The following is a 17692-nucleotide window of genomic DNA, read 5'->3' as shown; positions in this document are numbered from 1 at the left end:
GGGCTCTACCGCGCGGGGCGGAGCCTGGGCAGGCGGGTTTTCGGCTTGAAGACCGAGAGGCCGCTCGCGACCAGGAGCATCGCGAGCTGGCCGCCCAGCGCGGCGACCTGGCCCCACTGGCGTGAGGGGGCCACCCGCGCCGCGCCCTCGGTGGCCGCGGCCATGCCCTCGGGGTCGAACAGGAACATCCCCGCGCAGATCGTCGCCAGCAGCAGCGCCAGCTTGGCCGCCACCCAGACATGGCGCAGCAGCCCCCAGTGGCTTGTCACCCCGAGCAGCACTCCGGTGATCAGCGACAGCATGCTGAGCGGTATCCCGCCCGCGAAAATCAGCGCCGGCATCAACCGGTAGGCGGCGTGCGCCAAAGCGAGGTCATTCGTGAGTGTCGCCGCAGTATTGAGCACCACGAGTCCCCATACCTCACCCAGCAGCGCGACCGACGCGACAATGTGGATGACCAGCAGGGACTTGCGGGTACGCGGTCGTATCGCAGCCATCTTTACCTCCGGTTCCCGATGGAACTCCAGGCCATCGTGACCGGCGTGGCCCGCCGCGCGCATCGGACCAGAGTCGGCACCGCCGCTACACCGCACGGCGTATTGCGGCCGCGCGCGATTCCCAAGCGCCGGGTGATCCTCGGTTATCGGGCGGTGCGTGAACGGCTACGTCATCGCCGGGCGGGACCAAAAGAAATGCCTTTTCGATTGCGCCCGAGCGGCTGCGGCATTTGTGTTCACCGGCGCAGTCGATCGCCAAGAAACCGAGGCCGCTCCTTGACCTCGGTCAGGGAAGATCCGGTTGCGGTTGCACCGCCGTGCCGCAATTGTTATGCGCGGCACCTCACAGCCCTGCAGAAACGACTAAGGCGCTGGAATTCTCGGCGCCGATCAATGGAGGAACGAATCATGATCCGTCGCATTCTTGCCGGTGCAGCCATTGTGGGCGCCGCGCTGGGCTTCTGTGCCGGCGCCGCCTCGGCCGACGTCGGCCCGGACGTGAGCAACACGGGTCAGAGCATCTTCGGGCAGTTCAGCGTCATCGACGACGTCACCGGGCTGAACGACGTCCTCAACGACTCGGTCAAGTACATCGACCTCGGCACCGTCGGCCACCTGCAGGACGTCGAGCTGAACCTGCTGGCCAACGTCGACGACTAGGCGCGACGGAAATCCGCGCTCGACCTGAACAGCTCGCCGGCAAAAGCCGGTGAACCGTCACCCCAGCCGCGTCCCGGACGAAATGCCGGGACGATTTCCCGGAAAGCGGCCGTGGATACTCGAGGCCACGGACGCTTGGTGCGCACCGACCGGCTGGGTGCCGGGCGGCCCGGATGGACTGCTTCATCGAGCAGGCCATCCGGCGCCGCGAATCACAGGTCGGCGTCCGTTCCACCCGCGGTGGGCCGGACGGCACCCATGAACGTCGGCCGGTCCAGCGGGTCGAGCCGGACGAACGCGCCGGTATAAGGGGCGTTGATCATGCGCTCGCGATCGACGGCCAGACCGACGTGCTCGGGGCCGGGGCGCCGCGGATCGCTGTCGTAGAAGACGAGGTCCCCGGGCTGCACCTGCTCCTTCGGCACGCGGGCACCTGATCGCCACTGCTCCTTCGTGGTGCGGCCGATCAGTGCCCCGGCCGTGGCCCACGCGTATTGCGTGAGGCCCGAGCAGTCGAATCCTTTGGTCTTCGCGCCCTTTCCGATGCCGAATCCGGGTCCGTCCGTTCCGCCGCCGCCCCACGAGTACGGGACGCCGATCATCTCGATCGCGGCCCGCACGGCGATGGCGCCCGCGGCCGAACGGCCCGCGTGAAAGGCGTGGGAATAGTGCGGCCCGCATTCCGGGCCGCAGTCGCGAGCCACTGCCGGCGCGCAAACCAGCGTGCCGGTGAACACACACGCCAGGGCCATCACGATAAATGTGCGTCTTGCCTCCATGGTCGATCCACCGCTTCTGCGACTCGTTTCACCGGCTCTCGATGCCGGCGCTGCTGTCCCAGAGCTTTCCTCGCCACCTATGAGGACAAAACACCCTTTTGGGGAGGCGAGAGGCGCATATGGCCATAACGTGAAAGAAGGTCCGTCACAGCCACCAGACGAGTCCTAATAAATCCGGACATATGGTGGCGCAGTGCCTCGGTACGAAACTCGTGAATCGGTTTTGACCTCTGTTTAGGCGCTCTGCCTTGCCGGTCGAAGCCGCGATACGGGATCGTTATCCGCGGCATCTCGAAGCACAGTGAACACAATCGCGATGACGCGCTTCCGCGCCGATTCCAACCAAGGAGTTCTACGAAATGATGCGTCGCATTCTCGCCGGTGCCGCCATCGCGGGTCTCGCGCTCGGCTTCTCCGCCGGCGTGGCCTCGGCCGACGTCGGCCCGAACATCAGCAACACCGGTCAGCAGATTCTCAGCCAGTTCTCCATCGTCGACGACGTGGCGCTGGCCAACGACGTCCTGAACGACTCGGTCAAGTACATCGACGTCCTGACCTTCCTGCACTTCCAGGACGTCGAGGGCAACATCCTGAGCAACGTCGAGGACTGACCCGGCCGCGCCTACAGCGCGCACGGCCCGGCGGCCCACCTCCCCGGACGCGGGGAGTCAAGGCGTGACGGGTCGTGGCACCAGCGCGTGACAGGCGCACGGGCATCCTGATCAGCCCCGGCACGGCCAGTGCCGGGGCTTTCGCGTGCCCGCCCAGCAGCCGGGCCCAGCAGCCGGGCCCGGTCGGCGGGCTCAGTCGGCGGGCTCGACCAGGGCCAGAAGCCGGGCGACGGGCACGCCCTCCTCTGCCGGGTGCCGTAGCCATCGGGCGGGCCCGAGGCTGTAGTGGTTGCGCCGCCCCACCCGCACATGGGTCAGGTAGCCGGCCTTTTCCAGGTCCGCCACGATGCTCTGGGCGGCGCGCTCGGTGATCCCCGCCAGGCCCGCCACGTCACGCAGCCGGTGCCGTGGATGGTGGGCCAGAATCAGCAGAACCCTGGCGTGATTGGTAAGAAACGTCCATCGGGCCGAGACGTCCATGAAACTATTGTAATACGGTCATTTTCTCGCGAACATTACAAAGAGAAACATATTTCGTGTAACCTGGTTCTCGGTTGCCGCTGCCGCGGTGGCCGACCCCCGGACTCCGAGCGATGGGGGGTGTGCACCAGATGGAGCGACTGCTCTACGAGGACCAGCAGCTACGAATCACCGTGCTGGCCGCGCCGCCGGACCCGGCCGTGCGCCTCTGCGGTGAGATCGACGTCACCAACAGCCCCGCGCTCGCCCGCGCGCTGGCCCTGTCGCGCGAGGGCTGCCCGCGTCTCATCGTCGACACCGGCGCACTCAGCTTCATCGACCTGTCGGGCATCCGGGTGCTGGTCATGCCCGCCCTGCCGCCCACCGAGCGGTGGATCCGCCTGCGCAACATCACGCCGTGCCAGCGCAGGATGCTGGAGCTGATGGGTTGGTTCCAGGACGCGCACCCGGTCGCCGTCCCCCACACCTGATGCTGTGACCGGAACGTGCGCCGGCAGGCTCTCGCGGTCCGCGGTCAGACCACCAGCAGCGTCTTCCCGAGCGCGCTGCGCGCGGCGATGGCGGCGTGGGCGTCCGCGGCCTGCTCCAGCGGGAAGGTCTGGCCGATGACCGGCCGGATCCGCCCTTCGGCCGCGAGCGCCAGCGCCCTCTCGACGAGCTCTTTCGTCTTCCCCGCGGCCAGGCTGTTCAGGTCCATGAGGCTGAACGTCCGTATCCCGCGCTCCTGTGCCGTGTGCGGATCGACCTGGGCGAAACCGTTGGACGTTCCGTAGCTCACGAACCTGCCGCCGCGGGCCACCGCCTCGAACGCCTCGGTGCCGAGCGGGCCGCCGGCGCCGTCGAGGACCACGTCCGCCCCGTCGCCGCCGGTCGCGGCCCGCACTTTGTCCATCCAACCGGCCTCGGTGTAGTCGAACGCCTCCTCGGCGCCCACCTCCCGGGCCAACTTCAACTTGCGCTCGCCGCGGGCCGCGGCGACGACGCGGGCTCCGGCCGCGCGCGCGAGTTGCACCACCAGCGCGCCCGTACCGCCCGCGGCGGCGGTGACCAGAACCTGGTCTCCTTCGTTGATCGAGGCGACGTCGATGATGTTCACCGCCGTAGGGCCGTCGTGCAGGAGCGCCGCCGCCTCCGGAAGCCCCAGATCGTCGGGCACCGCTGTCAGCTCCTCTGCGGCAACCGCGATCTGCTCCGCATAGCCGCCCTCGGACGTTCCGACGGCGACGCGGCGTCCCATCCAGCCGGGGTCCACGCCCTCGCCCACCGCGATCACGTGCCCGGTGCCCCCGTGTCCGGGCACGTACGGCGGACGGAGCGGGAAATAGTCCTTGCCCGCGCCGCTGCGCAGCAGTGTGTCGAGGAAGATGATGTCGGCAACGGAGATGCCCACCACGACCTGCCCTGGACCCGCGAAGGGATCCGGTGCCTCGTTCACCTCCAGCGCCTCGGGACCGCCGAATCGGTTGACCGATACCTGTCGCATGACCATCACTCCTCCTGCGCCGACCATCGCGGCGCCCTCGCAGAGCAGTCTGCGACCTCAACCAAACGTGAGGTCAACCTCCACCGAGTCGGAATATCGGTTTCATCGGTGTGGACAGGCGTCGGAGAGGCACTAGATGATCAACGCCGCCGACGTGCCCAGCCCCGTCGGACCGGCCAGCTTCGGCCGGGGCGGCCGGTGGTGCCGGCGCAGCGACGCCTCGTCGTAGCGGCGGCAGTCGCGGTGCCACACGTAGATGCCCGACATCCAGTTCTCCAGCTCCGTGACGTACTCGGCGACCGCCTGCCTGCCGTCGTCGTCCAGGCCGAGATCGTCGAACACGACGGGCAGCTCATGCCCGGCCACGTGCTGGAACTGCCGCATCCGCGACTCCAGCAGATCGACCACGATCCGCAGCGCCGTGTCGCGGTCGCAGCCGAAGAAGCACTGCGTCACCAGCACCCCGTTGTGCAGCTCGCCCTCGAACTCGATCTCCTTCTGGTAGGAGTACACGTCGTTGAGCAGGGTCGCGTAGTCCTGGGCCGAGTTCTCCAGCGAGCGCATCGGCCCGCTGTCGTAGACCTCCTGCGGGATCCGGTCGGCGCGCGCCAGCCGGCACAGGCTCATCGTGAGGTCGGAGCCGAAGGTCAGCCGCCGCATCTCGACGTAGTCGACGGGGTCGGGCACCCGGTTCTCCGCCTGGTTGGCCAGCTCCCACAGCCAGCTCGCGGCCATCTTCTCGATGGCCGCCCGGAACGTACGCCTCCCGGCCGGGCTCATCGGCGCCGCCGAGCGCGCCCACAGGTCGGCCAGGCTGAGCTCCAGCGGGCTGACCGGCGCCGGGAAGGTGGCGCCGTCGAGCGGCATGAACAGCGACAGCCGGTCCACGGTGGCCCGCGCGGCCGCCAGACTGCGCCCGTGGCCGAACACGACGGGGAAGTAGTCGTCGCCGTAGGTCCCCCAGGCCAGCCAGCACGAGGACAGGTCGAGCTCGGCCACCGTGGCGTCGGGGTCCAGCCCCGCCGCGCAGAGCGGCAGGTCGTAGTCGACCAGCTTGTCCTCGTCCCACACGGCCGAGCCGGTGATGCCCGGCTGCGCCTCCAGCAGGCCCATCCGGTGCGCCCACTCGACCACGTTGCGCCGGGACGCGTCCAGGTGCGGTGACAGTTGCGGCGTGAACGGCTGGTACAGGTCCGGCACCGGCAGGTGCCCGACCTTCTCGTACGGCACGTGCGCGTGGGACCGCACCCGCTTGAGCCCCAGCAGGTCGACGACCGACTTCATGCCGAGCGCCGGGGCCGAGGCGTTCTGGTTCATGTAGCGGCTGGAGCGCAGATGCCACGCGTGACCGCCGGACTGCCAGTCCTGCAGCCCCTTGACGTAGGCCAGCACGCCCACGCAGCTGAGCGGGTCGAGCCCGTACTCGGCGAACAGCGGCCCCAGCTCGACGGCCACGGTGTGCTCGAACTGCTGCAGCCGCGAGGTGAGCAGGTCGTTGACGGAGTCGGCGGCCTCCTGCGTGGAGCAGCCGAGGAACGTCTCCAGCACCAGGATGCCGTTGCTCAGCTCGCCCTCCTCCTGCGTCTCGCGCTGGTAGGAGAAGATGTCGTTGCGCAGGTGCACCGCGTCGGCGAAGGCGTCGCGCAGCACCCGCATCGGCCGCGTCCCGGCGATCGCGGCCGGCACCTCGGCGCCCGCCGCGTGCTCGATCAGCCCGGCCGACCAGGGCGCCCCGCCGACCTTGCGGCGCATCTCGATGTACTCGACGGGGTTGGGCACCCGGCCCGCGTTGATGTTGGACAGCTCCCACAGCGACTCGTTCAGCAGGTTGCGGGTGCTCTCGGTGAAGCGCGCCCGCCAGTCGGCCGACGTGCCGGGCACCGTGCGCGCCCACAGATCGGCCAGCCCCGCCTCGACCGGGTTGACGGGCTCGGGGCCGTCCGTGCTCATGAAGGCGGGCATCCGGTCCAGGTACGCCTTGCCGCCCTCGCGATCTCCCGGCCGTTTGAACACCTCGAGGAAGTGGTCGTCGAAGAAGAACACCCACACGTACCAGTCGGTGATCAGGCTGAGCTCGACCGCGTCGCAGTCGGGATGGGTGTACGCGCACAGCAGCGCGTAGTCGTGCGCGTCGAGGTCGGCCTCCTCCCAGATCCCCGAGCCCTCCAGCATGCCCATCTTCCTGGCCCACTGCTTGGAGTGCGTCCGGGCCTCCTCAAGATGCGGGTTGAGCCGGGCCGGGTACGGCACGTAGAAGTCCGGCAGGTCGAAGGGCTGCGTCATCGTCACTCCGATCGGTCATGAGGATCAACTGTGTACCTCGACGTCGCCGAGCAGGCCCAGCGCGTCCGGCACGAGCACCGCGGCCGAGTAGTAGGCGCTGACGAGGTAGGTGGTGATCCCGTGCTCGTCGATGCCCATCACCTTCACGCTGAGGCCCGGCCGGTACTCGTCGGGGACGCCGGTCTGGTGCAGCCCGACGACCCCCTGCTCGTCCTCGCCCGTCCGGAAGGCCAGGATCGAGCTGGTGCCCGCCCGGCTGACCGGGATCTTGTCGCAGGGCAGGATCGGCACCCCCCGCCAGGCGGCCAGCGTGCTGCCGTCGAGCACGATGCTGTCCATGTAGACGCCGGCGGCGCTGCACTGCCTGCCGAACGCGGCGATGGCCAGCGGGTTGGCCAGGAAGTAGCGGGTCTTGCGCCTGCGGCAGAGCAGGTCGTCCAGGTCGGCGGGAGTGGGCGGGCCGGTCCGGGTGGTCAGCCGCTGCCCCGGGGCGGCGGCGTGCAGCAGCCCGAACTCCGGGTTGTTGACCAGCTCGCGCTCCTGCGCCTCGCGCACCGCCTCGATCGTCAGCCTGAGCTGCTCCTCGGTCTGGTCCATCGGGTCGCTGAACAGGTCCGCGACCCGGCTGTGGACCCGGAGCACGGCCTGGGAGGCGCTCAGCTCGTACTCCCGGGGGCCCGGGTCGTAGTCGACGAACGTGCCCGGCAGCACGGGCTCGCCGCGATGCCCGGACAGCACGTCGATCGCGGCCTCGCCGTACTTGTTGGCCGGCCCGGCCGGTCGCCGCGCGAGGTGCTCGCCCAGCGACGGCCGGCGCCCGGCCAGGTCGTCCAGCGCCTGCCAGGGCAGGGCCAGCACGGTGCAGGCGGTGCGAGCCGCCAGCGTGACCTCCCACGGCGTCGTTCTGCTGCCCGCACGGCTGCCGGCGTGGTCACCGGTCGACAGCATGCCCCGCGCGACGCTGTTGCCGTACGTGCTCATGCACAGCTTGGCGATCTTGCCGTGCGCGAGCAGGATCAGCTCGTTCTGCGGCGATCCCTCCCGCGCGATCACCTCGCCGCGCTCGTACTCGCGCTGCTCGAACATCCCGGCCAGGGACTCCAGCACGGCACGGTCCTCGTACGCGTGCAGGAAGGGCAGCTCGGTCAGGCTCGGCGGCACCACCCGCAGCCGCGTCCCCGTATGGGAGAAGGCCACCCGGCCGCCGCCCGCCTCGTAGGTGAGGCGGCGGTTCACCCGGTACGCGCCGGCCGCGAGCTCCACCCAGGGGAGCGCGCGTAGCAGCCAGCGCGGGGAGATCTCCCGCATGTGCGGAGCCGTCTTGGACGTCGTGGCGAGCTTGCGCGCCGCCGCCGTGTCCAGGCTCAGCCGGGCGTCCAACTCCGTCAACCGAAACACCACCAATCCCTGGCCGGAAACGTTCTGTTAGTCCTCGCGCCCGATCTCGACGTCCTCCAGCACGGCCAGCGCGTCGGGCACCAGGACGGCGGCCGAGTAGTAGGCGCTGACCAGGTAGGACACGACGGCCTTCTCATTGATGTTCATGAACCTGACCGACAGGCTCGGCTGGTACTCGTCCGGGATGCCGGTCTGGTGCAGGCCGACCACGCCCTGGCTCTCCTGACCGGTCCGCATGAGCAGCACGGAACTGGTGCGCCGGCCCGACACCGGGATCTTGTTGCACGGGAAGATCGGCACGCCCCGCCAGGCCGGCACCCGGTGCCCGCTGACCTCGCTCGACTGCGGGTAGAGGCCGCGCTTGCTGCACTCCCTGCCGAAGGCGGCGATGGTCTGCGGGTGGGCCAGGAAGAACGCCGGGTCCTTCCACACCTTCGACAGCAGGTCGTCCATGTCGTCAGGGGTGGGCGGGCCGGTGCGGGTGCGCACCCGCTGGCTGAAGTCGGCGTTGTGCAGCAGGCCGAAGTCGCGGTTGTTGACCAGCTCGTCCTCCTGGCGCTCGCGCAGCGCCTCGACGGTGAGCCTGAGCTGCTGGTCGAGCTGGTTCATCGGCTGGTTGTAGAGGTCGGAGACCCGGCTGTGCACGCGCAGGACCGTCTGGGCGACGCTCAGCTCGTATTCGCGCGGGCTCAGCTCGTAGTCGACGAACGTGCCCGGCAGCACGGGCTCGCCGCTGTGCCCGGACGACATGTCGATCGCGGCCTCACCATAGTCGTTGCTGGCCCGGTCGTTGGCCGCCTGCCTCGCCTCAAGGTGCTCGCGCAGGCTCGGCGAGCGGTCCAGGAGCTGCTGGAAGTCCTCGCGGGAGAGCGTCAGCAGGGTGGTGGCGGTCTTCGCCTTCGCCGTGAACTCCCACTGCCCGCCGCCCGCCAGCAACTGCTCGCCGAGGTAGTCGCCGTCGGCGAGCACGCCCAGGTTCTGCGTGTCGCCGTAGGCGCCCTGGCCCTCCTTGCCGACCCGGCCGTGCGCGATCAGCACGAGCTGGTCGATCGGCTCGTCCTCGCGCACGATCTCCTCGCCGGGCTCCACCTCGCGCTGGGCGAAGCGGTAGGCGAGGGCTTCGAGGACCTCGATGTCGCCGTAGCCGCGCAGCATGGGCAGTTCGCACAGCTCGGCGGGCACGACCCGGACCTCGGAGCCGGTGGTGCTGAAGGTGATCCGGCCGTCGCCCAGCGTGTAGGTCAGCCGCCGGTTGACCCGGTAGACGCCACCCGAGGTCTGCACCCATGGCAGCAGCTTGAGCAGCCAGCGGGAGGTGATCTCCTGCATCTGCGGGGCGGTCTTGGTGGTCGTGGCCAGATTGCGTGCGGCGTCGGTGCTGAGGCTGAGCTGATGCCCGTTGCCGGGAGCGGTCGATTCTGTCGTTTCTGTCATCGTGCACCACCAATCAGGAGAATGTCGGACCTTACGGAGAGGAAAGTTCAGTTACGGTGAGTAACCGTGGCCGGGCAGCAAGAAGCGCCCGCCGTGCCCGGAGCGCCGGTCAGCTGTCGCGATGCGCCAGCTCGGCGGCCAGGACGGTGAGCGCGACGCGGGCCTCGGACCCGATCGGCGTGGCGTCGAGCACGCGAACCGCCGTCCGGACGCGCTCGTCGATCATCGACTCGACCTCGGCGAGCGCGCCGGTGTCCGTCAGGATCTGGCGCACCTCTTCGGCGTGCTCCTCGGTCAGGTCGGGATTGCCGTGCCAGGCGCGCAGATAGGCGAGCTGCGCGGGCGTGGCGCGCTGCACCGCGTGCGCGAACAGCACGGTCTGCTTGCCCTCGCGCAGGTCGTCGAGCGCGGACTTACCGGTGTCATCCGACGAGCCGAACATGCCGAGCACGTCGTCGCGCAGCTGGAACGCCTCGCCCAGCGGCAGCCCGAACGCCGAGTATGCCTGCAGCAACTCGGGGTCCGCCCCGGCCAGCGCGCCGCCGATCTGCAGCGGGCGCTCCACAGTGTACTTGGCCGTCTTGTAGCGGATCGTGGTCAGCGCCTGCTCGACGCTGACGCCGGCCCGGAGCTGGGCGAGGATGTCCAGGTATTGGCCGCTGATGACCTCGGTGCGCATCGCGTCGAACACATGGTGGGCCGCCCGCAGTCGCGCCGGGTCGACCCCGCAGGACGACAGCAGCGTGTCGGACCAGGCCAGGCTCAGCGTGCCGAGCAGGATGCCGCCCGCCCGCCCGAACGCCTCGGCGCCCGGCCCGGAGTGCAGCCGGGCCAGGCTGCGGTGCACGGTGGCCTGGCCGCGGCGCAGATCGCTGCCGTCCATGATGTCGTCGTGGATGAGCAGGCCGGCGTGGCACAGCTCAAGGGCGGCCGCCGCGCTGATGATCTCCGCGCAGTCGGGGCCGCCCGCTCCTCGCCACCCCCAGTAGCACAACTGCGGCCGGATGCGCTTGCCACCGCCCAGGATGAACTCGACGAGCAACCTGTAGGCCGCGACCACGTCCGGATCCGAGACGGGCGCTCGCCACTCGTCGAGGAAACCGATCAGGCGGTCGTCGATCCGCGGCCCCAGCAGGTTGGGGGTGAAGCTCACCGTCATCAGCCGGGCTCCTTCTGTCCACCGTTCACTACCAGTAGTTACTCACCGAATACGGAGGGTGTAAAGCCGGTTGACCCGACCGAGTTTTTTCCGAACGAAGAACGCCTGGTCCGTGGGTTTGTCATGACACCCGGGGCCGATTCGCGCGGTGCGGTCTAGGGGGGAGATGTGAGGGTATGCGGCAGCCCAGGTGGCCGGGGGGCGGCCGCCACCATCGTGAAGGAGTTGCCATGAAGGCCGTCACCTGGCACGGCAAGCGCGACGTGCGGGTCGAGGAAGTCCCCGACCCGCAGATCAAGGAGCCGAACGACGCCGTCATCAAGGTCACCACGACCGGCCTGTGCGGCTCTGACCTGCACCTGTACGAGGTCCTCGGGCCGTTCATGAGCGCGGGCGACATCCTCGGGCACGAGCCGATGGGGATCGTCGAGGCGGTCGGCCCGCAGGTCACCACGCTCAAACCGGGCGACCGGGTGGTGGTGCCGTTCAACATCGCCTGCGGCCACTGCCGGATGTGCGACCTGGAGCTGTACGCCCAGTGCGAGACCACCCAGGTCCGCGAGCACGGCATGGGCGCCGCGCTGTTCGGCTACACCAAGCTGTACGGCCAGGTGCCGGGCGGCCAGGCCGAGTACCTGCGGGTGCCGCAGGCCCAGTTCGGCCCGATCAAGGTGCCGAAGGGGCCGCCCGACGAGCGGTTCGTCTACCTGTCGGACGTGCTGCCCACCGCCTGGCAGGCGGTCCGGTACGCGCACCTGCCCGAGCGGGGCAGCCTCACGGTCTTCGGGCTCGGCCCGATCGGCCAGATGTGCGCCCGCATCGCCCGCCATCTCGGCCACCGCGTGATCGGCGTCGACGGCGTGCCGGAGCGGCTGGCGATGGCCCGCCGCCACGGCGTCGAGGTCGTCGACGCGAGCGAGACCACGGACGTGCCGGAGGCGGTCAGGGAGCTCACCTCCGGGCGTGGCACCGACTCCGTGATCGACGCGGTCGGCATGGAGGCGCACGGCTCGCCCGCCGCCAAGCTGGCCCAGACCATGACGGGCGCGCTGCCCGACGCGCTGGCCGCGCAGCTCATGAGCCACGCCGGCGTGGACCGCCTGGCCGCGCTCAACCAGGCCATCGACACCGTGCGGCGCGGCGGCGTCATCTCCGTGATCGGCGTCTACGGCGGCATGGCCGACCCGATGCCGATGCTGCGCATGTTCGACAAGGGCATCTCGCTGCGGATGGGCCAGGCGCACGTCAGGCGGTGGGTCGGCGCGCTGATGCCGCTGGTCACCGACGACGCCGATCCGCTCGGCGTGATGGACCTGGCCACGCACCGGGTGCCGCTGGAGCGGGCCCCGGAGGCGTACGAGACGTTCCAGAAGAAGCGGGACGGCGCGATCAAGATCCTGATCGAACCCTGACCTGCTGGTTTCGTGCCGGTCGGCCGGGGCAGCGGGTGCGCCATGAGAGTGGTCGTGGTTGGTGCGACGGGCAACGTCGGCACGAGCGTGATCCGGGCCCTGGAAGCCGACGAGAGCGTGACGTCCATCGTCGGCGTCGCCCGCAGGCTGCCCGGCTGGCGGCCCGGCCGCACCGAGTGGGTCAAGGCTGACGTCGTCACCAGCGATCTCGCGCAGATCTTCGACGGCGCCGCGGCGGTCGTGCACCTGGCCTGGCTCTTCCAGCCGACCCGCGACGCCACGGTCACCTGGCGGGCCAACGTGCTCGGCAGCGTGCGGGTCTTCCAGGCGGTCGCCCAGGCGGGCGTGCCCGCGCTGGTGCACGCCTCCTCCGTGGGCGCGTACTCGCCCGGCCCGAAGGAGGTGCCGGTCGACGAGACGTGGCCCACGCACGGCTACCCGGGGGCGGCGTACGGGCGCGAGAAGGCCTACGTGGAGCGGATGCTCGACGTGTTCGAGCATGACAACCCGGGCGTTCGGGTGGTGCGGATGCGGCCGGGCTTCATCTTCCAGCGGCCTGCGGCCACCGAGCAGCGCAGGCTGTTCGCCGGGCCGCTGCTGCCGCGCAGGCTCGTCAAGCCGGGCCGGATCCCGTTCGTGCCCGACATCCCCGGGCTCAAGCTCCAGATCCTGCACGCCGAGGACGCCGCCGAGGCCTACCGCCTGGCCGTCACCAAGCCCGTCACCGGCCCCTTCAACCTCGCCGCGGAACCGGTGCTCGACCCCGGCGCGCTTGCCGAGCTGCTCGGCACCAGGACCGTGCCGGTGCCGACCGGGGTCGCGCGGGCCGCCGTCGCCGCCGGCTGGCACCTGCGGCTCATCCCGGCCGCGCCCGGCCTGCTGGAGCTGGCGTTGCGGATCCCGCTCATGAACGTGGACCGCGCCCGGCACGTGCTCGGCTGGACGCCCCGGCATTCGGCGCCCGACGCGATCAAGGCGCTGCTGGAAGGCGTGCACGACGGCGCGGGCATGGACACCCCGCCGCTCGCCCCCGACAGCGGGACGCGCCGGCTGCGCGAGTTCGCCACCGGGATGGGCGGCCGGTCTCGGGTGTGAAGGCCGCCAGTCAGGGCAGTGGGGGAGTCCGTGAGGTCCGGAAAGCGGCCCGCCGATGACGAGGAACATCGCGAGGAAAGCTGCCATGCGCACGCTCATGACTCAGCCCATCACCCGCCGGGAGGTCACCGGTATCCGGCAAGCGGTCGCCCGGCACGCGTCAGGGTGCGGCCTGGCCGGTCCGAGACTGGAGGACTTCGTCCTCGCCGTCCACGAGAGCGTCATCAACGTCGTGACGCACGCGGGAGGACACGGCACGCTCAGGCTGTGGACGGCCGACGGCGTCCTGCGCGCCGAGACCGCCGACCACGGTTCGGGCATCCCGCACCGCTACACCGAGGGCCGCAAGCCGCCCGAGACGGCGTCCACCGGCCGCGGCATCTTCCTGATCAAGCGTCTCTGCGACGACGTCGACTTCCACACCGGCCCCGCCGGCACCACCGTCGAGCTGGCCATGCGCCTGCCCGGACGGCCGTGCCGGCCCGGGTCGCCGATGAAGCGGATCCGCGTCGCCGCCGGCCACTGCCGCGTGCGCTTCACCGCCTGACACGGCCGGGACCCCGGCACCCCCGGCGGGTAGGCTGCCAAGCAGGTGGCCGAGCTGTAAGGGGATGGTGTCGTGACCGGTGGAGTGGGCACTGCCCCAGCCGAGATGTCGCACCCCGTGCGGCGGATCGGGCGGCGCGAGTTCGACTTCCGGCGGCAGGTGGCGATCATGGCGATCGTCAACCGGACCCCCAACTCCTTCCACGACCAGGGCCGGACCTTCGCCCTCGATCGGGCCGTCGAGGCGGCCAGGCGGGCCGTCGACGAGGGCGCCGACTGGATCGACATCGGCGGGTTCGCCTTCAGCGCCGCCCAGGCCGAGATCGGCGTGGCCGAGGAGATCGAGCGCGTGATCCCGGTGATCTCCGAGGTGCGGCGCGTCACCGACGCGGTGATCAGCGTCGACACCCACCGCGCGGCCGTCGCCGAGGCGGCCATGGCGGCCGGCGCCGACGTGATCAACGACACCAACGGGCTGCGTGAGCCGGGCATCGCCGAGGTGGCCGCCCGCACGGGCGCCACCGTGGTCGTCACCCACAGCCTCGGCGGGCCGGGGCGCCGGGTGTTCCGGCCCGACTACGCCGACATCGTCACCGAGGTCACCAGTTATCTGCGGGAGCGGGTGGAGGCCGCGCTGGCGGCGGGCATCGCCCCGGACCGGATCGTCATCGACCCCGGCCATGACCTCAACAAGAACACCTATCACTCCCTGGAGCTGATGCGGCGGCTGGACGAGGTCGCCGCCGTCGGATACCCGCTGCTGGTGGCGCTGTCCAACAAGGACTTCATCGGGGAGAGCATCGCCCGCCCGCAGGGGGAGCGGACCGAGGGCACCATCGCCGCCAACGTGATGGCGATCCTGCGCGGGGCGCGGATCGTCCGGGTGCACGACGTGCCGGCCACGGTTGCGGCCGTGCGGATGACCGAGGCCATGCTGGGCTGGCGGCCGCCCGCCGCGCCGCGGCACAACCTCGCGTAGGGAAGGGGAATCACGGGTGACCGATCGCAAACCGGGCGGGATGCAGTTCGAGAGCTGGGTGGACCGGCAGATCAGGGAAGCGCAGGAACGCGGCGAGTTCGACGACCTGCCGGGTGCGGGCAAGCCGATCCCCGGCGCCGACAAGCCGTACGACGAGCACTGGTGGGTCAAGCAGAAGCTGGAGAGCGAGGGGCTGTCGATGCCGCTCCCGCCGAGTCTGCAGCTGCGCAAGGACGCCGAGCAGGCGCTGGCCGCGGCCGCTCAGGCCAGGTCCGAGGGCGAGATCCGGCTGATCATGAACGAGATCAACGACCGGATCCGGGAGGCCATCAGGACCGGGCTGCCGGGCCCGCCGCTCAACCTGGTCCCTTACGACGTCGAGCGGATCGTCTCGGAGTGGCGCGGACGCTGAAATGGTTACAGGGCCCAGGCCGGGGCAGATCCGGCGGCCTGGGCCCTGTGATCAGGGGTTAGGACAGCGGCGGGTAGGCGTTCTGCACGAGCTGGCGGAACTGGGCCGAGAACCACTGGCCCGAGATCGGCGAGTCAGCCAGCGCGCCGGACATGTTGTTGCCGTTGAGGTCGTTGCCGGTGTAGGTCGGGTCGCACATCCGGTCGAACCTCTTGCCCTCCTCGTTCGGGATGTCCCGGCTGGCGCCGTCGGACTCGCCCGGAGGCTTGATCCACACGTAGGCGTCGAAGCCCGCCTCGGGGCTGGCCGTCGGCCTGACCCCGAGTCCCGCGCCGCTCTGGTTGCACCAGTTGCCGGCGTGGATGCGCCGGTCGACGCGCGAGTCGTTGACGAAGGTGTCCACGTTGAGCGAGCTGCTCGGCCCGGACGGGCGGGCGCTGCCGCCCCAGCCGTTGCGCGAGGTGTCGACGAGCATGCCCAGCCCGGAGCGGAAGCCCTTGGCGATCAGGGCGTTGCGCAGGGCGACGGCGAAGGTGTGCTCGTCGATGTAGTAGTTCCAGTCGACCCACTTGGACTGGCGGACCGTGGTGCCGTTCACCGAGGTGTTGATGGTGAAGTGCGGCTCCTTGAGCGCGGAGTAGTTGGCGGTGTTGACGATGAAGCCGTCCACGCTGTCCACGCCCGCGGCGGTGCCGGCGGCCATGGAGTGGAACAGGTTGACCGACGGCTGGAAGTTCGAGTCCCAGCCGAGCCAGGCGTGGTGGGCGGCGTCGACGTAGGTGTAGACGTTGGTGATCGCGTGCAGCTTGTCGAGCGCGTAGCGGATGCCGTCGACGTAGCCGCCGGGGCCGTTCGCCTCACGGCAGTCGGCGAAGCTGTCGATGTTGGTCACGAGGTTGGGCAGCGAGTCGGGCTCGACGATCGCGACGATGCGCAGGTTGGCGTACTGCGGGTCGTCGAAGACGTCCGCGATCGGGTCGATGTACTCGGCCTTGTAGCGGTTGAACCCGTTCTCGGCGATGCGCAGCTCGCCGTTGGAGGCCAGGGCCGAGCAGTCGCGGTTGGGCAGGTTGTAGACGACGATCTGGATGGTCAGCGGCGCGGCGCCGTTGGCGGCGTCCTGCCGCAACGCCTCGTCCATGTGCTCACGCAGGCTCAGGGCGTCGCCCGGGCCCTCCAGGGCGGCGATGCGGTCCATCCACACGGCGGTCGAGGTGTTGGCGATGGCGGCGCCGCCGGGCTCCGCGGCGGCCCGGTCCGACCAGCTCGGGTTGACGTAGCCGGTGGCTCCGGCGTACGGGTTCTCGACGTGGACGGGGTTGTTGTCGCCGTCGTCGTCCGCCTCGGTGGCGGTGACCGTGCGCGAGGTCAGGCCGGTGGCGGCGACGGTGAACGTACGGGTGCCGTTGGTGTCGTCGGAGTCCTGGGCCGCGGCCAGCGTCACGGTCTGCGGCGTGTTCCAGTTCGACGTGCTGAACGACAGGGAGGCGCCGGAGCTCACGGTGAGGTTGGCGTCGCCGCTGCCGGCCGTCGTGGTGACGGTGACGCCGGCGGAGGGCTGGGTGGCCAGGCGGACGGTGTAGGTGCCGGTGGCGCCCTCGGGGACGGTCACGGACGTCGGGGTGACGATCAGCGACTGTTCCTGGGTACTGTCGTCGTCGACCTCGGTGGCGTTGACCGTGGCCGAGGTGACGCCGGTGCCGCCGACGGTGAAGGCGGCCGTGCCCGCCGCCGTGTCGGAGTCCTGCGCGGCGGCCAGCGTGACCGTCTGCGCGGTGTTCCAGTTGGACGGGGTGAAGGTCAGGGAGGCGCCGGAGCTGACGCTCAGGTCGGCGTCGCCGCTGGTCCGCGAGGTGCTGACGGTCACGTTCGAGGTCGGGGCCGCCGACAGCCTGGCGGTGAAGGTGGCGGTGCCGCCCTCGTTGACGGCGACGGAGCTGGCGGAGGTGACGACCGCGGGGGTCTCACCGCCGGGGCCGCCGCAGGTGGTGCCGTTCACGGTGAACGAGGTCGGGTTGGGGTTGGTGCCGGACCAGGTGCCGTTGAAGCCGATGGTGGTGCTGGCCCCGGTGCCCAGGTTGCCGTTCCACGGCATGTTCCGCGCGGTGACGCGGGTGCCCGACTGGCTGATCTCCGCGCCCCAGCCGCTGGGGGTGAACTTCTGGGTGGTGGTGGGGAAGTCGAAGGCCAGGGTCCAGTTGGTGAGCGGGTCGCCCAGGTTCTTCAGGGTGAGGTTCGCGGTGAAACCTCCCTGACCAGGGCTGGATGTCCACGAGCTGGGGGTGTACACGACGTCGCAGGAGACCGCGGCGTGAGCAGCGGTCGTCTGCCCGGCGATGAGGCCGGCGGCCGCGACACAGGTAGCTGTCGCGGTGACGGCCCATCTCCGAAGGCCGCGTAGGAGTTTCACGGATCATCATCTCCTGAAGTGAGTGGGAGCGCTCCCATAGTGGGCGGCCATTCA

At 70.2% G+C, this 17692-nt stretch carries 17 protein-coding genes; 8 read left to right on the top strand and 9 right to left on the bottom strand.

Features of this window, described 5'->3' with window-relative positions; translation table 11 throughout:
• Positions 1–5 precede the first annotated feature (5 nt).
• Entirely contained in the window at positions 6–497 is a 492-nt protein-coding gene (locus tag ADY59_RS10400) for a DUF2269 family protein (protein ID WP_156325412.1), read from the bottom strand.
• A 408-nt stretch (positions 498–905) separates the two neighbouring features.
• Between ADY59_RS10400 and ADY59_RS10395 the strand changes: the two genes are divergently transcribed.
• On the top strand, positions 906–1157 hold the full coding sequence (locus ADY59_RS10395; RefSeq protein WP_156325411.1) for a hypothetical protein: 252 nt from the start codon (positions 906–908) through the stop codon (positions 1155–1157).
• Between the two features lie 212 nt (positions 1158–1369).
• Here ADY59_RS10395 and ADY59_RS10390 read toward each other — a convergent pair whose 3' ends face one another.
• Positions 1370–1936: a C40 family peptidase gene (locus ADY59_RS10390; protein ID WP_082309999.1), complete on the bottom strand. Its 567-nt coding sequence runs from the start codon at positions 1934–1936 to the stop codon at positions 1370–1372.
• Positions 1937–2295: 359 nt separating this feature from the next.
• Between ADY59_RS10390 and ADY59_RS10385 the strand changes: the two genes are divergently transcribed.
• Positions 2296–2547 (top strand): hypothetical protein, encoded by a 252-nt coding sequence (locus tag ADY59_RS10385; RefSeq protein ID WP_049560687.1) that lies wholly within the window; start codon positions 2296–2298, stop codon positions 2545–2547.
• A gap of 192 nt (positions 2548–2739) precedes the next feature.
• Here the strand turns inward: ADY59_RS10385 and ADY59_RS10380 are convergent, their stop codons facing one another.
• Positions 2740–3027: a helix-turn-helix transcriptional regulator gene (locus ADY59_RS10380; protein ID WP_049560685.1), complete on the bottom strand. Its 288-nt coding sequence runs from the start codon at positions 3025–3027 to the stop codon at positions 2740–2742.
• 131 nt (positions 3028–3158) lie between these two features.
• Between ADY59_RS10380 and ADY59_RS10375 the strand changes: the two genes are divergently transcribed.
• Positions 3159–3497, top strand: a complete 339-nt coding sequence (locus ADY59_RS10375; protein WP_197093534.1) for an STAS domain-containing protein — start codon at positions 3159–3161, stop codon at positions 3495–3497.
• Between the two features lie 44 nt (positions 3498–3541).
• Here the strand turns inward: ADY59_RS10375 and ADY59_RS10370 are convergent, their stop codons facing one another.
• From ADY59_RS10370 to ADY59_RS10350, 5 genes are all read right to left on the bottom strand, one after another.
• Positions 3542–4510, bottom strand: a complete 969-nt coding sequence (locus ADY59_RS10370) for a zinc-binding dehydrogenase (RefSeq protein WP_049560793.1) — start codon at positions 4508–4510, stop codon at positions 3542–3544.
• 132 nt (positions 4511–4642) lie between these two features.
• A complete protein-coding gene (locus ADY59_RS10365; protein ID WP_049560791.1) occupies positions 4643–6793 on the bottom strand; it encodes a terpene synthase family protein in 2151 nt (716 codons plus the stop codon).
• 24 nt (positions 6794–6817) lie between these two features.
• Complete coding sequence (locus tag ADY59_RS10360) at positions 6818–8182, bottom strand: family 2B encapsulin nanocompartment shell protein (RefSeq protein WP_049560681.1); 1365 nt, start codon at positions 8180–8182, stop codon at positions 6818–6820.
• 36 nt (positions 8183–8218) lie between these two features.
• Positions 8219–9625, bottom strand: a complete 1407-nt coding sequence (locus ADY59_RS10355) for a family 2B encapsulin nanocompartment shell protein (RefSeq protein WP_049560678.1) — start codon at positions 9623–9625, stop codon at positions 8219–8221.
• A gap of 109 nt (positions 9626–9734) precedes the next feature.
• Positions 9735–10784, bottom strand: a complete 1050-nt coding sequence (locus ADY59_RS10350) for a polyprenyl synthetase family protein (RefSeq protein ID WP_049560676.1) — start codon at positions 10782–10784, stop codon at positions 9735–9737.
• Positions 10785–11014: 230 nt separating this feature from the next.
• Here ADY59_RS10350 and ADY59_RS10345 point away from each other — a divergent pair, with 230 nt between their 5' ends.
• The 5 genes from ADY59_RS10345 to ADY59_RS10325 all read left to right on the top strand — a co-directional run bounded on the left by ADY59_RS10345 (position 11015) and on the right by ADY59_RS10325 (position 15228).
• Entirely contained in the window at positions 11015–12196 is a 1182-nt protein-coding gene (locus tag ADY59_RS10345; protein ID WP_049560674.1) for a zinc-dependent alcohol dehydrogenase, read from the top strand.
• 42 nt (positions 12197–12238) lie between these two features.
• Entirely contained in the window at positions 12239–13291 is a 1053-nt protein-coding gene (locus tag ADY59_RS10340) for an NAD-dependent epimerase/dehydratase family protein (RefSeq protein ID WP_049560789.1), read from the top strand.
• Between the two features lie 85 nt (positions 13292–13376).
• Complete coding sequence (locus ADY59_RS47465) at positions 13377–13838, top strand: ATP-binding protein (RefSeq protein WP_053174601.1); 462 nt, start codon at positions 13377–13379, stop codon at positions 13836–13838.
• Between the two features lie 72 nt (positions 13839–13910).
• Positions 13911–14816 carry a dihydropteroate synthase gene (folP, locus tag ADY59_RS10330; RefSeq protein ID WP_049560672.1) on the top strand — a complete coding sequence of 302 codons (906 nt, stop codon included), beginning with the start codon at positions 13911–13913 and terminating at the stop codon, positions 14814–14816.
• 16 nt (positions 14817–14832) lie between these two features.
• Positions 14833–15228 carry a J-domain-containing protein gene (locus tag ADY59_RS10325; protein ID WP_049560670.1) on the top strand — a complete coding sequence of 132 codons (396 nt, stop codon included), beginning with the start codon at positions 14833–14835 and terminating at the stop codon, positions 15226–15228.
• Positions 15229–15286: 58 nt separating this feature from the next.
• Here ADY59_RS10325 and ADY59_RS10320 read toward each other — a convergent pair whose 3' ends face one another.
• On the bottom strand, positions 15287–17638 hold the full coding sequence (locus tag ADY59_RS10320) for a glycoside hydrolase family 6 protein (protein WP_049560667.1): 2352 nt from the start codon (positions 17636–17638) through the stop codon (positions 15287–15289).
• Between the last annotated feature and the right edge of the window lie 54 nt (positions 17639–17692).

Origin of the sequence: Nonomuraea sp. SBT364, assembly GCF_001083785.1 — a bacterium.
In the GTDB taxonomy this organism is placed as follows: domain Bacteria; phylum Actinomycetota; class Actinomycetes; order Streptosporangiales; family Streptosporangiaceae; genus Nonomuraea.
The sequence above is the reverse complement of the archived record's forward strand: the minus strand, read 5'-3'. Positions and strand labels throughout refer to the sequence as shown.

What these genes read in the sequence shown, in the direction of transcription:
- ADY59_RS10400 (WP_156325412.1), bottom strand. Translation starts at nt 497, where the DNA reads ATGGCTGCGATACGACCGCGTACCCGCAAGTCCCTGCTGGTCATCCAC.
- ADY59_RS10395 (WP_156325411.1), top strand. Translation starts at nt 906, where the DNA reads ATGATCCGTCGCATTCTTGCCGGTGCAGCCATTGTGGGCGCCGCGCTG.
- ADY59_RS10390 (WP_082309999.1), bottom strand. Translation starts at nt 1,936, where the DNA reads ATGGAGGCAAGACGCACATTTATCGTGATGGCCCTGGCGTGTGTGTTC.
- ADY59_RS10385 (WP_049560687.1), top strand. Translation starts at nt 2,296, where the DNA reads ATGATGCGTCGCATTCTCGCCGGTGCCGCCATCGCGGGTCTCGCGCTC.
- ADY59_RS10380 (WP_049560685.1), bottom strand. Translation starts at nt 3,027, where the DNA reads ATGGACGTCTCGGCCCGATGGACGTTTCTTACCAATCACGCCAGGGTT.
- ADY59_RS10375 (WP_197093534.1), top strand. Translation starts at nt 3,159, where the DNA reads ATGGAGCGACTGCTCTACGAGGACCAGCAGCTACGAATCACCGTGCTG.
- ADY59_RS10370 (WP_049560793.1), bottom strand. Translation starts at nt 4,510, where the DNA reads ATGCGACAGGTATCGGTCAACCGATTCGGCGGTCCCGAGGCGCTGGAG.
- ADY59_RS10365 (WP_049560791.1), bottom strand. Translation starts at nt 6,793, where the DNA reads ATGACGCAGCCCTTCGACCTGCCGGACTTCTACGTGCCGTACCCGGCC.
- ADY59_RS10355 (WP_049560678.1), bottom strand. Translation starts at nt 9,625, where the DNA reads ATGACAGAAACGACAGAATCGACCGCTCCCGGCAACGGGCATCAGCTC.
- ADY59_RS10350 (WP_049560676.1), bottom strand. Translation starts at nt 10,784, where the DNA reads ATGACGGTGAGCTTCACCCCCAACCTGCTGGGGCCGCGGATCGACGAC.
- ADY59_RS10345 (WP_049560674.1), top strand. Translation starts at nt 11,015, where the DNA reads ATGAAGGCCGTCACCTGGCACGGCAAGCGCGACGTGCGGGTCGAGGAA.
- ADY59_RS10340 (WP_049560789.1), top strand. Translation starts at nt 12,239, where the DNA reads ATGAGAGTGGTCGTGGTTGGTGCGACGGGCAACGTCGGCACGAGCGTG.
- ADY59_RS47465 (WP_053174601.1), top strand. Translation starts at nt 13,377, where the DNA reads ATGCGCACGCTCATGACTCAGCCCATCACCCGCCGGGAGGTCACCGGT.